Source organism: Burkholderia sp. BCC1638 (assembly GCF_902833195.1).
GTDB lineage: Bacteria > Pseudomonadota > Gammaproteobacteria > Burkholderiales > Burkholderiaceae > Burkholderia > Burkholderia diffusa.
Genome location: NZ_CADFEC010000001.1, coordinates 1 through 16,270 on the forward strand (window position 1 = coordinate 1; position 16,270 = coordinate 16,270).

Sequence of the window (16,270 nt, forward strand, 5' to 3'; positions counted from 1 at the left end):
TACCTTGCGCCGTCAGAGTTTGCGGCGAAACATCGGGCAACCGCGGATACTCCTGCCGCTTTCCAGGAGTTGGTTTAATGGGACTTTGCTAGAAGCCCATTGGCCCTATTGATGGGGGCAGGTCATTGAGGCATGTGTGCCACGCGATGCGCCAAGGCGATTTTTCGTCCCTGAGCGATTCAGCGGATGTGTTGCGTTGAATGGTGGAATCCGCGTCGATCTGAATCAATTGCGGTGATAGAGAGATGCCGCTTACGCTGGCAGCTCAGTCAAAATGTCCGAATGATGAGTTTCTGTCGCATAGCAGCTTTATGCCGCGGCGTCGGTCGAATGGCGGGTTTAGGCAAGCACCGATATTCATCTTCGTGAGGCGGGCGCCCGCCCGCAACCCACAGCAGTCACGTGCGCAGATGGTGTCAAGGACGGCTTCTGGCCGAGCTCAGTCCAACGTTGAACTGGCACGGTGCTCAGCCATTGTTTGGTCCACGTAGGTCGGAGGTCTCCGCATTTGCGCCATTCAGCGAATGCTCGCGAATGTCGCCAACCTGCTACGGAACGTGACCCAGTCGGCTGGTGTGCAATAGCGTAGCGGAACCAGGACTGTGTCCGGTGTGTTCATCGGGCGCTTTATGCACGTGCTTTGGCTGCCGCGGATATTACCTTTCCGCGGTCAGCCACGTCATGGGTGAAGTGACTTACTCCTGAATCAGGAATCGATTGCGGTTCTTGGCATCTTTGATCCAGGCAGGCGCGCGGCCGCGGCCCGACCAAGTTGCGCCGGTCTTGGGATCGCGATATTTTGCTTCTAGCGGCGCCGTTGTCTGCTTTGCCGACCGGCCGCGACGCGTACCAAAGATATCCTGCTCGGTAATGTCGTACTCGGTGACCTTAGCACGGATGTCGTCAACAACAGATTGGAATTCTGCTACCCGGGCGGCTTCAGTCTTCGCAGCCAAGGCGTCCATTTGAGCTTTCAGCTCCTTGTAGGTTGCCATGTTTTCCTCCTCTGGTTGTGCTGCGCACATGATAGCGGTTTCAACTTACGAGAAGGAGCGAATCGAGAGGTACGCATTACTCAATCGTGGCCGTGGCCGACGGACACGTTCGAGTTCCCGGATTTTGAATCCTGGGCGGACCACCGGTTTCCATTCCGGCTCGAATTCCACTGGAAGCGCGGCGGTACAGCTCCGAGTACAGCCACGATTGCTTGAAGGCGTTCGGGTAGGCGTTGAGCTCGTCCGAACTGCGTGCACTGCAAGACCTGCGACATCAATGACGCGACGCAGAACATCGTGTGGGTCACGCCGGAAGGCGGCGGCCCGAACTGTCCAAACATGTAAACGCAGAGGCCGGGAGTGTAATCGCCATGCCGCAGAGGCGGAGAGCGCCGCGGTCTAGATGGCCGCGCAGCCGCGCGGGCTGGCACGACTCGCCGTGCCGATGTCGTTCGGGTTGCGCTGGGGCGCGCTTTCGTGAACGCAGGCGGAACAGGCTAATTCCTGGGAAACTGAATATTCTGTTGCGTCGGCGGTTCCCGGAAGCTTGGAAAACAGGTGCGGACCGCCGATTTTTTAAGCATCCGCGTATTAAAGCGACAGGAATTGAGTGTTATTGCCGGCCGGCAAGTCTGTCGTGTGCCCGTTTCGCACCTCAAAACGACGAGAATTGGTTGTCAAACCGCAACATCAATTGATTAACTCTACACCATCGGGAGCGCTTTTTTCGTAAGTGGGGCGGGTTTTTCTGCACGTATCATGTCGGCGCTCTACGATTGGCCGATCTTCTTGACGGCTTCCGCGAGCCGGGCAGTTATCCGGCGAGCGAATCGCGCGAGTGTCGAACGAGGCTGCAACGATGAATTCTTGGCTTCGACCGAGCGACGATGATCTCTGCGCGCTTGCAACATGGCCACTGCTATGACGCACACGCGTTCGGTGCCCGGGGCGTTGCCCGAAATCGCCCTCGTGCCGGATAATCGCCGCATTATCCCGACAGAACGCGTATCACGCGGGTGCCAAGGATGTCTGAAGAATACGAAGTTCATGGTCCTCACGACCATGCGGTGGAACATCACGCGGCTCACGATGGTGATCACGGTACGTCGCGCATCGCGGTGCTGACGGCCGTGCTTGCCTGCTTCGGCGCGATATCTGCCTATCAGAGCGGTGCCGACGAAAGCCTTGCGTTGCTCTACAAGAATGACGCCGCGATCCGGAAAACCGAGGCTGCGAACCAGTGGGCCTACTATCAGGCGAAGGGCAATAAGCAGAACCTCGCCGAACTCGGTGCGGCGTTGAGCCCGGAGACGTCGCCGCAGCGAAAGCGGTTCGAGACGGATGCCGCGAGATACCGCGCCGACAAGGAGCCGATCCGGGCACGTGCCGAGGCGCTGGAAAAGGAAGTCGAGAAGAACAACGTGGCGAGTGAGGAGCGGATGCACCGACACCATCGATGGTCGCAGGCGACGACCATCATCCAGATCTCGATTGCACTAGCGGCGATCACGATCCTCACGCGACGGTCATGGATGCAGGGTCTGTCGATCGGCGTGGCCGCGATTGGCATCGTGATCGCGGGTTTGGCCTTCTTTGGGGTTTGATTGACGGGGATGCCGTCACGGTCCAGTCGTGTTGCGCTCGTGTATGCGTGAGGTCACGCGCGCATCAGAGGTGATCGCGGAGGATTGGCACGAGACAGGGTTCTGGGGAGTTCCTGCCGTAGAGCGTGTAGCTAGAGGTCTCGGCGCACGCGCGACCTACGATTTCCGCCGAATTGAGGGGAGCTTACCTGGCGGTACGGTGCGAGCGGTGATTGTAGTCGGCTGCCTTCCGCCATTCCCACGCCATGTCTGTCTTGCAGCGGCCATGAAAAAAGGCCCGCGTACGCGGGCCTCGTTCAATCAGCAATTGCCTTTCTTTGCCTGTCCGGGCGGGCAGAACCCGTTCCCCGGCCCGCCTTGCGGTGCGACGACCACCGGCGGACCCGGAACATATGCGACGCACCCGCTGAGCGCGCCGACCACGCTCGCCGCCGCGAGCAATGCGATAACTCCTTTCTTCACTTCGTTCTCCCGTTTATTGATGAAAGGGCCGTGCGGCCCTTTCGATGATGCTGTCGATGCGTCAGAAACTGAAATTGACGTTCGACTGGCTGGTCGTTGCATTGACGTTCGTCGATTGCGTTGCGCCCGACGCTGCGTCCGCCTCGATCGTATATTGTGCCGCGGCGCCCGGCGATGCAGCCAGCGCGACCGGCAGCGATCCCGAGTAAGTGCCGACGATCGGCGCGGCCGTGGGTACATTGAGCGCGTACGCGCCCGTATCCATGTTCGCGTTGATCGACGTGATCTCGTACGCTTTTGCATCGACGGTCTGCAGTGCCCGCACGAACGCGTCGGCGCTTGCCGTCACCGTGCCGCTGACCGTGCTCATCGTCGATGCCGGCAGCGCGATCGGCGCGTTCGACGTCGACACCGCCGTGGTCGTATTCACGACGACCGGAACCGAGCGCACGATGCCAGACGCGAAGTTGTTCTGCACGACCACCACATCGTAGTTGCCTTGCGTCGAGCTCTGGATCAGCGGCGACAGCACGAACTTCCCGGTGCCATCGGCAACCGTGCCGCGGACCACCTTGCCGCCTTGTTCCGCATACACGGTCGCGCCGGCTTCGGCCGATGCGACGTAACCGGAGATCGCACCGCTCACGACGGTCGGGATCGCGGTGACGACCGGCTTCAGCGCATACGTGCCGTTGCCCCGTTGGACGATCGACTTGCACGCGTTGAAGTCGAGCACGAGGTCGACGAGCGTGTTCGGTTGAACCGTGAAAGGTTGGATGATCTTGTAGCCGCTTTGGGTTGCGCTCGGCGTTGCCAGTGCCTGCTCCGAGCCGCCCGTCGGGACGACCGAGTTCGCGAGATTGTTGCCCTGGTTCGACGCGAGAACCAGGCGGACCTGCTGATACTGGCCGGCCGGCAGCGCGGTCTGCCCGATATCGGCGAGCGCGCCGTTGGTCAGCGACAGCAGGTCGATCCTCTGCGGTGTGGCCAGCGTGATCGTCGACCAGCCGGCGTCGTTGTCGGAAGCATTCCCGTTCGCATTGACGCGAACCTGCGAAACGGTAATGAAGACATGATCGAAGCCGCATGAAGGCGCATCGGTCATCGCGACATGCAGCGTGCCGGTTTGCGGGCTGCCGCCATCGTCGCCGCCGCCGCACGCTGCAAGCGCGAACGGCACCGCTGCCGCACATAGTGCGGCCTTCCAGAATGTATTGTTCATTGTTTTGTCCCCCTCCGAGAAATTATTGTGGGTGCAACGAAGCATAGCGTCGGGGAACGTCCACAGTGTGGACAGCTTTGAAACGAACCGTAAATTCTGCGTCGGAGCGTAAGGGGAGGCGCTTCTCCACCGGTATTCGCGACCCCGTGGCACGTATTGCGGCGCGCGGGGAATGAATCATGCTCCGAACCGATCGGCGAGAACGAGTGTCGCCGGAACACGGCCCATTTCGCGATCGGCGAAAACTTGATCGGTGAAAGCACTGAATCCGCCCCGATTATTTCGCCGCTATAGTCGAAGCACGAACGGTAGTCGCGAGCGCCATGCGCCGCCCCCGTTCAGGTAACAACTGTAGACGGGTGCTGTATGAAAAACACAATCGAAAAGACCACCGGACCGGTATGGGGTGTGGCGGCAGGCGTGCTCCTGGCTGCCGCGGGACTGAGTCTCGGCATTTTCCCGAAGTCGCTGAACAGCATGGGAACCGCAAACGACTTCATGGCATCCGGCGTCGCGATGCTGGGGATCTTCCTCGTCGTCTATTCCACGCACGAACTACGACGAAAACGCCTGAACTGAGCGTCGGGGCACCGTCTCCGCGCAGAACGCTCCGGCCCAATTGCCGGCTCAGGAATGCGCGCGCCCGTCGGTGGAGCCGGAATCGACCAACAGGTCGTCGACGATGATTTCGCCGGCCGCCCGGCCGGCGCGCAGCGCGTTGAGGGTGTCGTCGAACAGGCGGCCGCCGTCGTCGCCGAGCCGGACCGGCGCCAGCAGGCGCGGCGCACTGCCGGCCGCGCGAACCTGCACGACCGCCACGAACCCGAACCGAAGCGTGGCGGGTGGCGGCGCGTGGTCGCGCGGTTCGTCGAGCCGGAATTCGCAGCGGACATCGATGGTGTATCCGCGGTAGGTGTACGCACTGTTCATCTGCAGCTCGCTCGAAAGGGAACGCGACGACGGACCGTGGGCGCATGATATCGGCTCGTGCGAGCCGGTGGGGGTGGGGTGTCTACCTACTTGAGGATTTCGTGCCGGTAGACGAGCTCGACGATGCGCTTCGTCGGGATGCTCGCGCGCAGCGCATCGACGTTGTCGATGCGAAACCACTTGCACTTCTCGATCTCGTTGCTCGCCTGGGCCTTGTGCTCCGGGCCGACTTCCGCGAAGAACACGTGGTGCACCTTCGCGAGCCCGGTGAACTGCATCGAATAGACGAGGTTCTGGCCGACGATGCCGGTTTCTTCCAGCAGTTCCCGATGTGCGGCCTCGAGCGGCGTTTCGCTGCGCTTGATCGTGCCGCCGGGCAGCGCCCAGCGCGACGAAACGCGCGCAACGAGCAAGACCTGTTGTTCGCGGTAGCAGACGACGGTCGCGCGTTCCTTGACGAGGACCGCACTGGCTTCCGGCGCATTGGTGGAGACGGGGGCTTGAGGCATGCCCCGATTCTAGCGAGACTCGGGCGCCCGGCCAAGCCGGAGCCGCCGAGCGCGACGCGGCCCGTCGGTCGGGCCGCGTCGTCATGGAGTGCGTAGCGTTACTTCTGTTCCGGCAAGAACCAGTTCATCACGAGCGCGCAGATGCCGCCCGTCGCGACGCCCGATTCCAGCACGTTCTTCAACGCATGCGGCAGGCTGTTCAGGATGTCCGGCACTTGCGACACGCCGAGGCCGAGCGCGAGCGACACCGCGATGATCAGCAGCGCGCGGCGATCGAGCTGGATGCCGGACAGGATGTTGATGCCCGATGCGGCCACCGCGCCGAACATCACCATCGCCGCACCGCCGAGCACGGGCTCGGGCACGGCCTGCAGCGCGCCCGCGACGACCGGGAACAGGCCGAGCACCACGAGCATGCCCGCGATCCAGATGCCGACGTAGCGGCTCGCGACGCCGGTAATCTGGATCACGCCGTTGTTCTGCGCGAACACGGAGCTCGGGAACGTGTTGAACACGCCGGCCAGCAGCGAGTTCGCGCCGTTCACGAGCACGCCGCCCTTGATCCGCTGCATCCACACCGGCCCCTCGACCGGCTCCTTCGAGATCTTGCTGGTGGCGGTGACGTCGCCGATCGCCTCGAGCGACGTGACGAGGTAGATGATCAGCATCGGCACGAACAGCGACCACGAGAAACCGATGCCGAAGTGCAGCGGCGTCGGGACCTGGAACACCGCGGCCTGATGCACGCCCGTGAAGTCCAGGCGGCCGAGCACCGCGGCCGCGGCATAGCCGATCGCGAGCGCGATCACGAGCGCGGTGCTGCGCACCCACACGATCGGCACGCGGTTCAGCAGGATGATCGTGCCGAGCACGAGGCACGACAGCGTCAGGTTCTGGGCGCTCGCGAACGTGCCGTTGGCCATCGCGCCGTAGCCGCCGCCCATGCTGATGAGGCCGACCTTGATCAGCGTGAGGCCGATCAGCAGCACGACGATGCCGGTGACGAGCGGCGTGATCAGGCGCTTCACGAACGGCAGGATGCGCGACACGCCCATCTCGACGAACGAACCGGCGATCACGACGCCGAAGATCGCGGCCATCACGGTCTCGACCGGCGTGCCCTGCTTGACCATCACGCTGCCGCCGGCGATCAGCGGGCCGACGAAGTTGAAGCTGGTGCCCTGCACGATCAGGAGGCCGGCGCCGAGCGGACCGAAGCGCTTGCACTGCACGAAGGTCGCGATACCGGAAATCACCAGCGACATCGACACGATAAGGGTCGTATCGCGGCTCGATACGCCGAGCGCCTGGCAGATCAGCAGGCCGGGCGTGACGATCGGCACGATGATCGCCAGCAGGTGCTGGAGCGCCGCGACGAAGGCGACCATCGGCGCAGGCCGGTCATTGGGGCCATAGACGAGGTCGCGCGACGAATCTGCGTCGTCGGCACCGTGGGAGGCGGATCGGGCGGGGGAGGCGGGTTGCATGGCGAGCGGGCCGGACAGGATGGAAAGTGCGGCATTTTAGCCGAAGGGCCCGCCGGCGCCGTCGGGCGCGTTGCAATGGCCGCGCTTCGGTGCGCGCGGTGCGCGGGCCGCCGGATACGCGCGTTTGCACACGTCGATGACGGCCTCGCGCAGACGGCGATGCACGGGATCGCGCTGCATCCGCGGATGCCAGAGCGCGGAGATCAGGATCTCGGGCAGCCGGACCGGTATCGCGAAGCTGCGCAGCCCCAGTGCGTCCACGAGCCCCGGCGTGAAGGCGTTGCCGAGGCTCGAGCGCGGCACGAGCGCAATCAGGTCGGTGCCGGCCGCGACGCGCATTGCATCGGGGTAGCCGGGCACCACGACCTGCACGATGTGAGCGGGCGCGAGCGTGTCTGCCGGATCGTTCGCCGGCCCGCCGAAGTCGCCGAGCTGCGATGCGATCACGTGACGGCAGGCCGCGTAGCGCGCAGGCGTGATCCTGGCCGCCGCGAACAGCGGATGCCCGGCGCGCGCCACCGCGACGTGTCCGTCGTGAAAGAGCTCGCGCGTGTGCAGCTCGGGCGCGTCGTCGCCGCGCTTGCCGATTTCCAGGTCGACCGTGCCGTCGCGCAGCGGCCCCGGATCGCGGTCGAGCCTGGCGACGAAACGCACGCGCACGCCGGTTGCGATGTCGCCGATCGTGGCGACCACCGGGCCGGCGAGCATGTCCATGAACGACGCGGCCGCCCGGATGGTGAACGTGGACGACAGCGTGGCCATGTCGACGTCGGCCGAGGCCGGACGAAGCACGGCACGCGCGTCGCTCGCGATGGCGTGCACGCGATCGCGCAATGCCGATGCGTGCGGCGTCGGCACGAGCCGGCGTCCGGCACGCACGAGCAGTGGATCGCCCGTGGTGGTGCGCAGTCGCGTGAGCGTGCGGCTCATCGCGGAGGTGCTCAGTCCGAGCCGGCGCGCGGCGCCGGTCACGCTCCCTTCGGTCAGCAGCACGTCGAGCGCGGCGACGAGGTTCAGGTCGATGTCTTCCATCCGGACAGCATACGACATCGCACGGCATGACAGGGCGTTCAACGCAACTATTGGTTGAGTTTGGTGCGTCTGGTGCATGTGATGGTGCGCGCCTATAGTGGCCGGATGACGAACTCCGGCAAAGGTGAAATCCATGCAATCGACCGTATCGAACCCCAGGACACCGTCGATCCTGCTCGTCGCGGCCTCGCGCGGCCTCGGGCTCGCGATGGCGGAACAATTCCTGAACAAGGGCTGGCACGTCACCGGAACCGTGCGCGCGGCACCGGCGCGCACGCAGCTGCACGCGCTCGCCGAACGCTTCGACGGACGGCTCGAGATCGAGACGCTCGATATCTGCGCGCCGGAACAATTGGCCGCACTGCGTGCGCGTTTGTCGGGCCGGCGCTTCGACATGCTGTTCGTGAACGCCGGCACGACCAACGACCCGAACGAAACGATCGGCGACGTCACGACCGACGAATTCGTGCGCGTGATGATCACGAATGCGCTGGCGCCGATGCGCGTGATCGAGGCGCTGCAGGATCTCGTGACCCCGGATGGCCTGATCGGCGCGATGTCGTCGGGGCAGGGAAGCGTCGCGAACAACGTGAGCGGCATGCGCGAGGTCTACCGTGGCAGCAAGGCCGCGCTGAACCAGTTCATGCGCAGTTTCGCAGCGCGCCAGGCCGGCACGCCGCGCGCGATGGTGCTGATGGCGCCGGGCTGGGTCCGCACGGAACTCGGCGGGCCCGATGCGCGATTGACGATCGACGAAAGCGTGCCGAGCCTCGTGAACGTGTTGATCGGGAAGCAACGGCGCGCCGGGCTCGAATACCTCGATTACCAGGGGCATACCGTGCCGTGGTAGCGGCCGGCGCAGCGGGGCGCGTGACGATGCGCTGCGCACGCGGCGCCGATTCAATACAATGCGACGTCGGGGCGTCGGCACCGCGTCGGGCCGCCGACCGCCACTTTCGGCGCGCAATCGCGCATGGTGGAATGACGGCCCGTCATGACGGGCCGCTGGCGAATACGGAGCGCAGCATGAACGAACCTTACCTGCAGGTCATCGCGCATTTCTTCGCGACACCCGGCAACGGCGACCGCGTGATCGAACTGCTGGCCGAACTCGCGCCGGCCACGCGCACCGAGCCGAAAAACCTCGACTATGAATACTTCCGGTCGCCGGTCGATCCCGACCACATCGTGATCCTCGAGCGCTATCGCGAGGCCGACGGCCTCGACGTGCATCGGGAAACGCCGCATTTCCAGCGGATCGGAGTCGGTGCGATCTTTCCGTTGCTCGATCGCCGCGACGTGACGCGCTACATGGTGCAGCCGGACACCGGCACGGCGACGCCACCGGGAGGCACCCGATGAACCCGTTTCAATTCCGTACCGTTCCGACGCAGATCGTCGAATTCGGCGCTGCTCGCCGGCTCGGCGCGCTGTTGCGCGAACGCTTTCCGGCGCTCGCGCGGCTGTGCGTCGTCACCGATGCGTTCCTGCATCGCAGCGGCGTGCTCGCGCCCGCGCTGGAGAGCCTCGCCGCGCACGGCTGGCAGGTGACCGTGATCGACGACGTGATCGCCGATCCGCCCGAGCACGTCGTGCTCGAAGCGACCGCGCGGGCGGTGGCGGCCGATGCGGAAATCGTGCTCGGCCTCGGCGGCGGTTCGTCGATGGACGTCGCGAAGCTGATCGCGGTGCTCGCGCCGGGGCGGCAGGCGCTGGCCGACATGTACGGCGTCGACAAGGTTGCGACGTCGCGGCTGCCGCTCGTGCAGATACCGACGACGGCCGGCACCGGCTCCGAAGTGACGGCCGTGTCGATCGTCACGGTCGGCGAGGCGCGCAAGATGGGCGTCGTGTCGCCGCACCTGTTCGCGGACGTCGCGATCCTCGACGCCGAGCTGACACTCGGGCTGCCGCGCGCGGCCACGGCCGCGACCGGCATCGACGCGATGGTGCATGCGATCGAGGCGTATACGTCGTCGCGGCTCAAGAATCCGGTGTCCGACATGCTGGCCGTGCAGGCACTGACGCTGCTGTCGCGCAACCTGCTGAAGGCATGCGACGACGGCGGCGATCGCCACGCGCGCGAAGCGATGCTGGTCGGCGCGATGTTCGCCGGCCAGGCATTCGCGAACGCGCCGGTCGCGGCCGTGCATGCGCTGGCCTATCCGGTCGGCGGCATTTTCCACGTGCCGCACGGGCTGTCGAACGCGCTCGTGCTGCCGCATGTGCTGCGCTTCAACGCGCCGGCTGCCGCACCGCTGTATGCCGAACTCGCGGCGATCGTCGCGCCATCGGCGACGGGTAGCGACGAAGCGAGAACGCAGGCGTTGATCGACGAGATCGATCACCTGATCGTCGCGACGGGCATTCCGCGCACGCTGCGCGAGGTCGGCGTCGGCGAGGGCGACCTGCCGAGGATGGCGTCGGACGCGATGCTGCAGACGCGCCTGCTCGTGAACAATCCGCGCGAAGTCACGGAAGCCGACGCGCTGGCGATCTATCGGCAGGCGTGGTGATCGCGACGCGCTTGCCGTGCGCGAGCGCATTGCCGCAGGCCGGTGCCTGCACGACGCCGATGCCGCCGCCGGCCAGGATCGTGTCGAACATCGGGCGTCGGTGGCGCGTCGCCGTCACCGTCTGGATCAAAGGCTCATGCAACCGACGGGAGGCGACATGACGCAACGGGACGAAGCAGCGCGCACGCGATGCGTCGCGTGGCAGAACACGCAGACCTGGCAGGCGGCCGAATGGTGCCGGCTCGTCGAGACGCATGCGGGCATCGACCTGTCGGGCGCGGTCGCGGGCGCGATCGACGGCACGCCGTTTCGCGTCGACTATGCGATCGCGTGCGGCGCCGACTGGCTGACGCGATCGGCGCACGTGGCGTACTGGCTCGGCGCAGCGCCGCCACGGCAGCTCGCAATCGAACGCGACGCGGCGCGCTGGACGATCGACGGCGTCGACGCACCGGCCCTCGCGGGCGCGACCGACATCGATCTCGGCTTCAGTCCGTCGACCAACACGCTGCCGATCCGGCGTCTCGGGCTGGCGGTCGGCGCGTCGGCCGTCATTCACACGGCCTGGCTGCGTTTTCCGGCGTTCGAGATCGTGCGCGGCGAGCAGCGCTATGCGCGCACGGCGAAGCACGTTTACCGCTACGAGAGCGGCACGTATGCGGCTGATATCGCGGTCGACGATGCGGGCCTCGTCACCGATTACGACGAGTGGCGGCGCATCGGCGCGACGCGTTCGCCGTAACGCGGCGCAGCGACGGCGCGTCAGCGCGCGTTGGCGACCGTCACCTTGCCGGGAATCAGCTTCAGCGCGCTGAACGCGTCGGCGATGCTCTGCTGATACGCGAGCGTCGCATCGGTGACGGGCTGCACGCCGTAGCCGGCGCGCTTGAGCGCGACTTCGAGCGTCGGCGCGTCGAGGCCGACGAGCGGCGACAGTTGCGCGGCGACTTCCGGAACGTGGTCGCGTCCCCAGCGATCGACCGCGTCGACTTCGTCGAGCAGCGTGCGCAGCACCTGCGGTTGCGCGGCGGCATATTTGCGCGCGGCGAGGTAGTACTGCGTGTTGCGCACGAGCCCGTCGCCGTTCGCGATCACGCGTGCGCCGAGCTGCCGTTCGGCGGCCGCCAGATACGGATCCCAGATCACCCACGCGTCGACACTGCGCTGCACGAACGCGGCGCGCGCGTCGGCGGGCGTCAAATAGATCGGCTGGATGTCGGCATACGTGAGGCCCGCATGTTCCAGCGCCTTCACGAGCAGATAGTGGACGTTCGACCCCTTGTTGAACGCGACCTTCTTGCCGCGCAACTGCGCGACGGTGCGGATCGGCGAATCGGGCAGCACGACGATCGCCTCGCCGTGCGGCGCGGGCGGTTCGTTGCCGAGATAGACGAAATCGACGCCCGCGGCCTGCGCGAAGATCGGCGGCGTTTCGCCGACCGTGCCGACGTCGATCGCGCCCGCGTTCAGCCCCTCGAGCAATTGCGGGCCGGCCGGGAACTCGAGCCACTGGACCGTCACGCCCTGGATCGCGAGCCGCTTCTCGAGCGTGCCGCGCGCCTTGAGCACGACGAAGTTGCCGTATTTCTGGAAGCCGACGCGCAGCCGCTTCTCGCTGCCCTGCGCCAGTGCGGGCGTGCCCGCGAGCGGGCCGAGCGCGAGCCCGGCCAGTCCGGCGGCCGCGCCGTGCAGCCACTGGCGGCGGCGCGGATTTGCCGGGGTCGTTTCAACGTCTGCGTGTGATTCGTCGTTCATCGAGGCGTCCTGCTGGCGGGTTCACGGGTCGCGCGCGCTTGCGGCGCGATCGGCACGGGACGCAGCCGGATGCGCAAGCTGCGCGCGGCCGGCCCGCGCCGGATGCACGACGATACGGCCGCGCGAATCGGCGGCCAACCAATGAATCCGCATATGCAAATCAGCGGCCGGACGATACGTGAACGACGGGCCGGCAGGCGCCGCCGCACTCAATCGGTGCCGAGCGGGCTTTCCTCGATCGAGTCGACGCGATCCGGGTAGAACGCGAGGTGCGCGCGAATCGATTCGACGGCCGGGTTCGGATGCTCGTACGTCCACACCGCGTTGGTCGCGCGTTCGCCGCCGGCGGGAATCGAGTAATACGCGCAATCGCCCTTGTACGGGCAGTACGTCGCATGGTCGGTGCGTTGCAGCAGCGCAATGTCGGCGTCCTCGCGCGGAACGTACAGCACGGCCGGATAGCTGGCCTCGCGCAGCGCCAGCGCGTGGCGCGTATCGGCGACGACCTTGCCGGCCACCTTGACCACCACGCGCGACGGATGCGGTTCGATCGTGATCGGATGATCGGGGCCCGGCGACTTCACGGGACGAGAGGGCGTATCGGGGCTGATCGACATCGTGGGTCCTCCAGGAAGGGGCAGCGCGCCGGCAGGCACGCCGCGCCGCAACGTGCGCGCGGGCGAATGCGCGCGCGCCGGTGCCGGCGTTGACCAACCGATACGATGCGCCAATTCCGGAGAACCTGCAGGGGGCCGGAAGGCGGACCGCGAACGGCGTCGCTGCATGACGCGGAGCGGTGGCGCTTGGCAGCCGGAATTCGCCGGCATGCCCCGACGCTCGTGCGGACATTTTCATGCAGCGGCAGCGCGATGCATCCGCCGCGATAAGCAACGCGGAATTAATTGGTAAGCGATCGGCGGGCGGCGCGCGAAGATCGGCGGTCGTCATTCGCATGACAGTCCTTTCTCGATCGCCACCATGAAGATTCCATTCGTTTTGTTCTCAGCGCATCGCGCGCGGCCCGCATCCGTTGCCGTTGCAGCGCTGCGCGGCATGGCCGCGTCGCTGCTCCTCGCCGGCGCGGTCACGCACGCGTTCGCGGCGCCGGCCGGCAAGACGCTCGTGTTCTGCAGCGAAGGCAGCCCGGCCGGCTTCGACCCCGGCCAGCACACGACCAGCACCGATTTCGACGCGAGCACGTACACGATCTACAACGGGCTCGTGCAGTTCAAACGCGGCACGCTCGATCTCGCGCCGTCGCTCGCGGCGAGCTGGGACGTGTCGTCCGACCAGCGCGTCTACACGTTTCACCTGCGGCGCGGCGTGAAGTTCCAGACGACCGCGTGGTTCAAGCCGACGCGGCCATTCCAGGCGGACGACGTCGTGTTCACGTTCCGCCGGATGCTCGACCCCGACGATCCGTTCCGCAAGGCCTATCCGGTCAGCTTCCCGTACTTCAGCGATCTCGGATTCGACCGCAACATCGAGCGTATCGAGAAAATCGATGACGACACGGTGCGCTTCGTGCTGAAGTCGCCCGACGTCGTGTTCGTGCGCAATCTCGCGATGGCGTTCGCGTCGATCCTGTCGGCCGAATACGCGTCGCAGTTGACGGCAAGCCATCGCGAGGCCGACATCAACCAGTTCCCGGTCGGCACGGGGCCGTTCCAACTGCGCGCGTACCAGAAGGACGCGACGATCCGTTACGACGCGAACCCCGACTACTGGAAGCCGGACGACGTGAAGCTCGCGCATCTCGTGTTCGCGATCACACCCGATCCGGCCGTGCGCCTGCAGAAGCTCACGGCGGGCGAGTGCCAGGTGTCGGTGTTTCCGCGGCCGGCCGATCTCGAGACGGTGCGGCGCGATCCGAAGCTGACGCTGTTTTCGGGGACGGGCTTCAACGTCGGCTTCGTCGCGTACAACACGCAGCATCCGCCGCTCGATCGCGTCGACGTGCGGCGCGCACTCGACATCGCGATCGACAAGACGGCGATCATCAAGACTGTGTTCAACGGCGACGCGACGATCGCGACGAACCCGATGCCGCCCGCGCAATGGTCGTACAACCCGCGCCTGAAGGACGCGCCGCGCGATCCGGCCGCGGCGAAGGCGCTGCTCGCGCAAGCAGGATTCCCGAACGGTTTCGACCTGACGCTGTGGGCGATGCCGGTGCAGCGCCCGTACAACCCGAACGCGCAGCTGATGGCGCAACTGATCCAGCAGGACTGGGCGAGGATCGGCGTGCGCGCGAAGATCGTCAGCTACGAGTGGGGCGAGTACAACCGCCGCGCGAAACGCGACGGGCAGCACGACGCGATCCTGTACGGCTGGTCGGGCGACAACGGCGATCCCGACAACTGGCTCGGCACGTTGCTCGGCTGCGACGCCGTGCACGGCAGCAACCTCGCGAAGTGGTGCAACGCGGATTTCGAGCGGCTCGTCGATGCGGCGCGCACGAACGCGGACGTCGCGAAACGCACGTCGCTTTACGAGCAGGCCCAGGTCGTATTCAAGAGTCAGGTGCCGTTCACGCCGATCGCGACATCGATCGTGTCGCTGCCGATCTCGAAGCGCGTGCACGGGGTGACGTTCTCGCCGCTCGGCGGGCACCGGTTCGACGGCGTCTGGCTGGATTGAGGAAGGCAGGCCGGCGCGCGTGCGCCGGCTGTCGACGCGACAATCAGTTCAGTGCGACCGCGGCCGCTGCTTCGACCGGCGAGCCTTCGAGCGCGACGGATGACCGGCCGTCGGGGCCGACCGGCACGTCGCCGACGAGCGTCGTGCGATAGAGCTGGCGATCGAAGTCGAGATCGAAGATGTCGACCGGCGCGAGATGCGCGGTCGCGCGGTTGTCCCAGAACGCGATGCTGCGTGGCTCCCACTTGAAGCGGATCGTGAATTCCGGCCGCGTCACGTGCTCCCACAGCAGTTCGAGCAACGCCTGGCTCTCGCGCGGCGTCAGCCCGACGATCGACTTCAGGAAACTCGGGCTCACGTACAGCGCACGTTCGCCGGTCTCCGGATGCACGCGCACCAGCGGATGCTCGGTCACGAGCGGGCGGCGCTCGACGGCTTCATCGAATGCGCCGGTCGCGCGCGCACCGGCCGGCGGCGTGAAGCGGTGGATGCCGCGCAAGCCGTCGACGAAGCCGCGCAGCGGCGCCGACAGCGTCTCGTACGCACGCACGAGGTTGGTCCAGTGCGTGTCGCCGCCGTACGGCGGAATCGTCACGCCGCGCAGGATCGACGCCCACGGCGGATTGACCGCGGCCGTCACGTCGGTGTGCCAGCCCGTCCACGGCCGGCGCACCGGCTCGCCTTCGAAGCGCGTCGCCTTGCGATGCTTCGCGATCGAATAGACGGCCGGGTGATCGTCGACGTGCCCGAACACCGGATGGCCGACGGTCGGCTCGCCGAACTGCGCGGAGAACGCGACATGCTGCTCGTGCGTGAGGAATTGCTCGCGGAAGAAAATCACGCGCCATTTCAGCAGCGCGGCGCGAATCGCGGCGATCTGCGGCGTGGTCAACGGCTGGGTGAGGTCGATGCCGCGAATCTCCGCGCCGATGTGGGCGGACAGCGGGATCACGTCGACCGGCTGGGCGGCGGGTTCGGGTAGGGCGCTCATGCGACGCTCCTGGCGGAAGTGAACGGGGTGGACGGCCGGCGACATCGTTGCGCATGCAAGCGTCGGCCCGGTGGCGGAAACGTCATGGTCGGATCCTCCGGTCGGCAATGCGGGAATGCTGGAAGGG

At 66.1% G+C, this 16,270-nt stretch carries 16 protein-coding genes and 3 pseudogenes; 9 read left to right on the forward strand and 10 right to left on the reverse strand.

Annotated elements, in window-relative coordinates; all coding sequences use genetic code 11:
- Positions 1-695: 695 nt before the first annotated feature.
- The gene (locus tag HWX22_RS00005) at positions 696-995 is read right to left on the reverse strand and encodes an H-NS histone family protein (protein WP_175914775.1); all 300 of its coding nucleotides are present in this window, start codon (positions 993-995) and stop codon (positions 696-698) included.
- Between the two features lie 246 nt (positions 996-1,241).
- Here HWX22_RS00005 and HWX22_RS00010 point away from each other — a divergent pair.
- The 3 genes and pseudogenes from HWX22_RS00010 to HWX22_RS00015 all read left to right on the forward strand — a co-directional run.
- Positions 1,242-1,340 (forward strand): annotated as a pseudogene (locus HWX22_RS00010) (4Fe-4S dicluster domain-containing protein); the annotation flags it as partial.
- A 22-nt stretch (positions 1,341-1,362) separates the two neighbouring features.
- Positions 1,363-1,461 (forward strand): annotated as a pseudogene (locus HWX22_RS31870) (LysR family transcriptional regulator); the annotation flags it as partial.
- A gap of 559 nt (positions 1,462-2,020) precedes the next feature.
- Positions 2,021-2,599 (forward strand): DUF4337 domain-containing protein, encoded by a 579-nt coding sequence (locus HWX22_RS00015; protein ID WP_059699963.1) that lies wholly within the window; start codon positions 2,021-2,023, stop codon positions 2,597-2,599.
- Positions 2,600-3,122: 523 nt separating this feature from the next.
- On the opposite strand, the gene HWX22_RS00020 is transcribed toward HWX22_RS00015, so the two are convergent.
- Positions 3,123-4,283 carry a DUF4382 domain-containing protein gene (locus HWX22_RS00020; RefSeq protein ID WP_175914776.1) on the reverse strand — a complete coding sequence of 387 codons (1,161 nt, stop codon included), beginning with the start codon at positions 4,281-4,283 and terminating at the stop codon, positions 3,123-3,125.
- A 366-nt stretch (positions 4,284-4,649) separates the two neighbouring features.
- On the opposite strand from HWX22_RS00020, the gene HWX22_RS00025 reads away from it, so the two are divergent.
- The gene (locus tag HWX22_RS00025) at positions 4,650-4,862 is read left to right on the forward strand and encodes a hypothetical protein (protein ID WP_059524815.1); all 213 of its coding nucleotides are present in this window, start codon (positions 4,650-4,652) and stop codon (positions 4,860-4,862) included.
- A 48-nt stretch (positions 4,863-4,910) separates the two neighbouring features.
- On the opposite strand, the gene HWX22_RS00030 is transcribed toward HWX22_RS00025, so the two are convergent.
- The 4 genes from HWX22_RS00030 to HWX22_RS00045 form a co-directional block, all read right to left on the reverse strand.
- Positions 4,911-5,213, reverse strand: a complete 303-nt coding sequence (locus HWX22_RS00030; protein WP_175906399.1) for a hydrogenase maturation factor — start codon at positions 5,211-5,213, stop codon at positions 4,911-4,913.
- Between the two features lie 86 nt (positions 5,214-5,299).
- Positions 5,300-5,722 carry an NUDIX hydrolase gene (locus tag HWX22_RS00035; protein WP_175906397.1) on the reverse strand — a complete coding sequence of 141 codons (423 nt, stop codon included), beginning with the start codon at positions 5,720-5,722 and terminating at the stop codon, positions 5,300-5,302.
- Positions 5,723-5,820: 98 nt separating this feature from the next.
- The gene (locus tag HWX22_RS00040) at positions 5,821-7,209 is read right to left on the reverse strand and encodes a uracil-xanthine permease family protein (RefSeq protein WP_059818823.1); all 1,389 of its coding nucleotides are present in this window, start codon (positions 7,207-7,209) and stop codon (positions 5,821-5,823) included.
- Between the two features lie 36 nt (positions 7,210-7,245).
- Positions 7,246-8,241 (reverse strand): LysR family transcriptional regulator, encoded by a 996-nt coding sequence (locus HWX22_RS00045; RefSeq protein WP_175906863.1) that lies wholly within the window; start codon positions 8,239-8,241, stop codon positions 7,246-7,248.
- 133 nt (positions 8,242-8,374) lie between these two features.
- On the opposite strand from HWX22_RS00045, the gene HWX22_RS00050 reads away from it, so the two are divergent.
- The 3 genes from HWX22_RS00050 to HWX22_RS00060 all read left to right on the forward strand — a co-directional run bounded on the left by HWX22_RS00050 (position 8,375) and on the right by HWX22_RS00060 (position 10,757).
- Positions 8,375-9,091 (forward strand): SDR family oxidoreductase, encoded by a 717-nt coding sequence (locus tag HWX22_RS00050; RefSeq protein WP_175906395.1) that lies wholly within the window; start codon positions 8,375-8,377, stop codon positions 9,089-9,091.
- Positions 9,092-9,267: 176 nt separating this feature from the next.
- Entirely contained in the window at positions 9,268-9,603 is a 336-nt protein-coding gene (locus tag HWX22_RS00055; protein ID WP_175906393.1) for a putative quinol monooxygenase, read from the forward strand.
- Positions 9,600-10,757 carry an iron-containing alcohol dehydrogenase gene (locus HWX22_RS00060; protein ID WP_175906391.1) on the forward strand — a complete coding sequence of 386 codons (1,158 nt, stop codon included), beginning with the start codon at positions 9,600-9,602 and terminating at the stop codon, positions 10,755-10,757. Before HWX22_RS00055 ends, HWX22_RS00060 begins: the two co-directional genes overlap by 4 nt.
- A gap of 13 nt (positions 10,758-10,770) precedes the next feature.
- On the opposite strand, the pseudogene HWX22_RS32330 reads toward HWX22_RS00060, so the two are convergent.
- Positions 10,771-10,884: pseudogene (locus tag HWX22_RS32330) on the reverse strand (LysR family transcriptional regulator); the annotation flags it as partial.
- Positions 10,885-10,914: 30 nt separating this feature from the next.
- On the opposite strand from HWX22_RS32330, the gene HWX22_RS00065 reads away from it, so the two are divergent.
- Positions 10,915-11,499, forward strand: a complete 585-nt coding sequence (locus HWX22_RS00065) for a putative glycolipid-binding domain-containing protein (RefSeq protein WP_175906862.1) — start codon at positions 10,915-10,917, stop codon at positions 11,497-11,499.
- 20 nt (positions 11,500-11,519) lie between these two features.
- Here the strand turns inward: HWX22_RS00065 and HWX22_RS00070 are convergent, their stop codons facing one another.
- Both HWX22_RS00070 and HWX22_RS00075 read right to left on the reverse strand, forming a co-directional pair.
- Positions 11,520-12,512, reverse strand: a complete 993-nt coding sequence (locus HWX22_RS00070) for a sulfonate ABC transporter substrate-binding protein (RefSeq protein WP_175914777.1) — start codon at positions 12,510-12,512, stop codon at positions 11,520-11,522.
- Between the two features lie 209 nt (positions 12,513-12,721).
- Positions 12,722-13,129, reverse strand: a complete 408-nt coding sequence (locus HWX22_RS00075; protein WP_175906386.1) for a DUF427 domain-containing protein — start codon at positions 13,127-13,129, stop codon at positions 12,722-12,724.
- A gap of 361 nt (positions 13,130-13,490) precedes the next feature.
- Between HWX22_RS00075 and HWX22_RS00080 the strand changes: the two genes are divergently transcribed.
- A complete protein-coding gene (locus HWX22_RS00080) occupies positions 13,491-15,152 on the forward strand; it encodes an ABC transporter substrate-binding protein (protein WP_175914778.1) in 1,662 nt (553 codons plus the stop codon).
- 43 nt (positions 15,153-15,195) lie between these two features.
- On the opposite strand, the gene HWX22_RS00085 is transcribed toward HWX22_RS00080, so the two are convergent.
- Positions 15,196-16,143 (reverse strand): TauD/TfdA family dioxygenase, encoded by a 948-nt coding sequence (locus HWX22_RS00085; protein WP_175914779.1) that lies wholly within the window; start codon positions 16,141-16,143, stop codon positions 15,196-15,198.
- Positions 16,144-16,270 lie beyond the last annotated feature (127 nt).

What these genes read in the sequence shown, in the direction of transcription:
- HWX22_RS00005 (WP_175914775.1), bottom strand. Translation starts at nt 995, where the DNA reads ATGGCAACCTACAAGGAGCTGAAAGCTCAAATGGACGCCTTGGCTGCG.
- HWX22_RS00015 (WP_059699963.1), top strand. Translation starts at nt 2,021, where the DNA reads ATGTCTGAAGAATACGAAGTTCATGGTCCTCACGACCATGCGGTGGAA.
- HWX22_RS00020 (WP_175914776.1), bottom strand. Translation starts at nt 4,283, where the DNA reads ATGAACAATACATTCTGGAAGGCCGCACTATGTGCGGCAGCGGTGCCG.
- HWX22_RS00025 (WP_059524815.1), top strand. Translation starts at nt 4,650, where the DNA reads ATGAAAAACACAATCGAAAAGACCACCGGACCGGTATGGGGTGTGGCG.
- HWX22_RS00030 (WP_175906399.1), bottom strand. Translation starts at nt 5,213, where the DNA reads ATGAACAGTGCGTACACCTACCGCGGATACACCATCGATGTCCGCTGC.
- HWX22_RS00035 (WP_175906397.1), bottom strand. Translation starts at nt 5,722, where the DNA reads ATGCCTCAAGCCCCCGTCTCCACCAATGCGCCGGAAGCCAGTGCGGTC.
- HWX22_RS00040 (WP_059818823.1), bottom strand. Translation starts at nt 7,209, where the DNA reads ATGCAACCCGCCTCCCCCGCCCGATCCGCCTCCCACGGTGCCGACGAC.
- HWX22_RS00045 (WP_175906863.1), bottom strand. Translation starts at nt 8,241, where the DNA reads ATGGAAGACATCGACCTGAACCTCGTCGCCGCGCTCGACGTGCTGCTG.
- HWX22_RS00050 (WP_175906395.1), top strand. Translation starts at nt 8,375, where the DNA reads ATGCAATCGACCGTATCGAACCCCAGGACACCGTCGATCCTGCTCGTC.
- HWX22_RS00055 (WP_175906393.1), top strand. Translation starts at nt 9,268, where the DNA reads ATGAACGAACCTTACCTGCAGGTCATCGCGCATTTCTTCGCGACACCC.
- HWX22_RS00060 (WP_175906391.1), top strand. Translation starts at nt 9,600, where the DNA reads ATGAACCCGTTTCAATTCCGTACCGTTCCGACGCAGATCGTCGAATTC.
- HWX22_RS00065 (WP_175906862.1), top strand. Translation starts at nt 10,915, where the DNA reads ATGACGCAACGGGACGAAGCAGCGCGCACGCGATGCGTCGCGTGGCAG.
- HWX22_RS00070 (WP_175914777.1), bottom strand. Translation starts at nt 12,512, where the DNA reads ATGAACGACGAATCACACGCAGACGTTGAAACGACCCCGGCAAATCCG.
- HWX22_RS00075 (WP_175906386.1), bottom strand. Translation starts at nt 13,129, where the DNA reads ATGTCGATCAGCCCCGATACGCCCTCTCGTCCCGTGAAGTCGCCGGGC.
- HWX22_RS00080 (WP_175914778.1), top strand. Translation starts at nt 13,491, where the DNA reads ATGAAGATTCCATTCGTTTTGTTCTCAGCGCATCGCGCGCGGCCCGCA.
- HWX22_RS00085 (WP_175914779.1), bottom strand. Translation starts at nt 16,143, where the DNA reads ATGAGCGCCCTACCCGAACCCGCCGCCCAGCCGGTCGACGTGATCCCG.